The organism is Mesorhizobium sp. M7A.F.Ca.CA.004.12.1.1, from assembly GCF_003997835.1.
In the GTDB taxonomy this organism is placed as follows: Bacteria; Pseudomonadota; Alphaproteobacteria; order Rhizobiales; family Rhizobiaceae; genus Mesorhizobium.
In genome coordinates, this window is the sequence record NZ_RZRK01000894.1 from 1 (window position 1) to 2,395 (window position 2,395).

Sequence of the window (2,395 nt, forward strand, 5' to 3'; positions counted from 1 at the left end):
CACGGACGCCGCCCTGCGCTCGGAACTGCAATGGATGGGCTTTTTGCAAGCGGCCGGCGTGGCGACCGCAGATGGCGTGGCGATGCCGGCCGCTTGCAAAAAGCCCATCCATTGCAGTTCCGAGCGCAGGGCGGCGTCCGTGTGATAGCCAAGCCGATGAATGCGCATGGCGGCCGGCTGGCCTGTTGGCAAGATGACGCGAAACACCGCGTTCTCGCGGAATTTCAGCAGCTCTGGCTCACCCTCACGAATGCCCCAATGTTCGAGCGCGCGCTTGGCAAGCTCGGTGACATCGGCTGCCGTCTCGGGCTCGGATTGCGTGGAAACAGCGTTCACGCCTTCACTCCGCCGACTTCACCCAGCACCTCGTCGAGGGCGCCGATCAGGACGTCGGCATTGTCGCGCGAGAACGGCATGGGCGGGCGGATCTTCAGCACATTGCCGTGGATCCCGGTCTTGCCCATGAGCACACCGCGGTGGCGCATGCGGTTGGCGACCTGCTCGGCAATGTCGGGCGCCGGCTCGCGCGTCTCGCGGTCGTGAACCAGTTCGGCGCCGAAGAACAGGCCGGCGCCCCTGACCTCGCCGATGCATTCATGGCGCTCGGCCAGCGGGCGCAGCAGACCGAGCGCATAGGCGCCGACGTCACGTGCGTTGGCGACGAGATCTTCCTGCTCGATGACGTCGAGGACGGCATTGGCCACCGCGCAGGAAACCGGATTGCCGCCAAAGGTGTTGAAGTAACGGAAAGCGTTGCGGAAGGTCGCCAATGTGTCCTTGGTGGTGACCACCGCGGCGACCGGATGGCCGTTGCCCATCGGCTTGCCCATGGTGACGATGTCGGGCACGAAGCCAGCGCGCTGGTGGCCCCAGAAATGGCTGCCGGTACGGCCGAAACCAGGTTGCACCTCATCGGCGATGACCAACCCGCCCGCTTCACGCACCGCCGCCACGGCGTCTTCGAAAAATCCGCTGGGAAGCGTCGGGAAGCCTTCATTTTCGAGCAGCGGGCACAAAATGATGCCGGACAGGCCGATGCCGTCCTTTGCCAGCGCGGCGATGGCTCCCCGCACCGCATCGCCAAAGGCCTTGCCGTCGGCCGTCGCATCGGGATGGCGATAGCTGTCGGGCGTCGGCACCAGCCGCACTTGGCGCGCGCGGCCGCCGACCGGCGGCATGCGGGTGCTGAGCTGCGAAACCGCCGTGGTGTTGCCATGGTAGGTGGCGTCGGTGGCGATGATGCCCATGCGGCCGGTTGCGGCCTGCGCCATGCGCAGCGCGATGTCGTTGGCCTCACTGCCGGTGCAGGTCAGGATGGCGGACGACAGGCTGGCATCGAAGGTCGCGGTCAGCCGCTCGACATAATCAAGGATGGCGGTGTGCAGATAGCGCGTGTGGGTGTTGAGCAGGCTGGCCTGCCGGCACAGGGCTTCGACCACATGCGGGTGGCAGTGGCCGACATGTGCGACATTGTTGTAGGCGTCGAGATATTTCCGACCATCGGCATCGTAGAGCCAGACGCCTTCGCCGCGCACCAGATGCACGGGCTCGTCGTAGAACAATTGCGATTTCGCGCCGAGCAGGCGGGAACGCCGGCTAACCAGTGCTTCTTGCGATTGGCTCATTGCGTCTTGAAACTCCGTTGTGTCCAGCTAACCCGTCAGGCCTTCGATAGGCCTGCATCCAGCGCTTCGCCAATCTTCGTCACATCGGCGGCGGTGATGATGAGCGGCGGCGACAGGATGATGGTGTTGCCCGACACACGCAGCATGACGCCGGCCTCATAGGCGGCCTCCGAAACCACGGCCATGGTCTTCTTGTCGGCCGGCTTTTTCGTCGTGCGGTCCGAGACCAGCTCCAGCGCCGCCATCAGGCCCTTGTACCTGACATCGCCGACGATCGCATGCCTGGCCTTCAGCCCCTCCAGCGTGGCCGCGAGTTCGACGCCCCGTGCCGCCGCGTTCTCGTTCAGGCGAAGCCGTTTGGTCTCGGCAAGCGCCGCCAGACCCGCCGCGCAGCCGACCGGGTGGCCGGAATAGGTATAGCCGTGGCCGATCGCACCAAAACTGGTCTTGTCGGCCTCGAAGACATCGGCGACTTTTCCGCCGATCAAGGTCGCGCCGAGCGGGAAATAGCCTGACGTGATCGCCTTGGCGATGGTCATGAAATCCGGCTTCACGCCGGACAGACGCGAGCCCGACCATGCGCCGGTGCGGCCGAAGCCCGTCACCACCTCGTCGGCGATCAGCAGGATCTCGTGGCGGTCGCAGATCTCACGCACCAGTGGCATGAAGCTCTCATGCGGAACGATGACGCCGCCGGCGCCGAGAACCGGCTCCATGATGAAAGCGGCGATGGTGTCGCCGCCCTGGAAGGCGATTTTGTCCTCCAGCGC

Annotated in this window: 2 protein-coding genes and 1 pseudogene; all 3 read right to left on the reverse strand. The window is 65.3% G+C overall.

Features of this window, described 5'->3' with window-relative positions; genetic code table 11:
* Positions 1 to 336, reverse strand: a pseudogene (locus EN984_RS31335) (phosphotransferase); the annotation flags it as partial.
* Positions 333 to 1,625, reverse strand: a complete 1,293-nt coding sequence (locus tag EN984_RS31340) for an aminotransferase class III-fold pyridoxal phosphate-dependent enzyme (protein ID WP_127266753.1) — start codon at positions 1,623 to 1,625, stop codon at positions 333 to 335. The pseudogene EN984_RS31335 and the gene EN984_RS31340, both read right to left, overlap by 4 nt.
* A gap of 35 nt (positions 1,626 to 1,660) precedes the next feature.
* A partial coding sequence (locus EN984_RS31345) for an aminotransferase class III-fold pyridoxal phosphate-dependent enzyme (RefSeq protein ID WP_127384209.1) occupies positions 1,661 to 2,395 on the reverse strand: 735 nt, incomplete at its 5' end.

Excerpts from the sequence above, each read along its gene's own strand:
- EN984_RS31340 (WP_127266753.1), bottom strand. The coding sequence starts at position 1,625 with ATGAGCCAATCGCAAGAAGCACTGGTTAGCCGGCGTTCCCGCCTGCTC.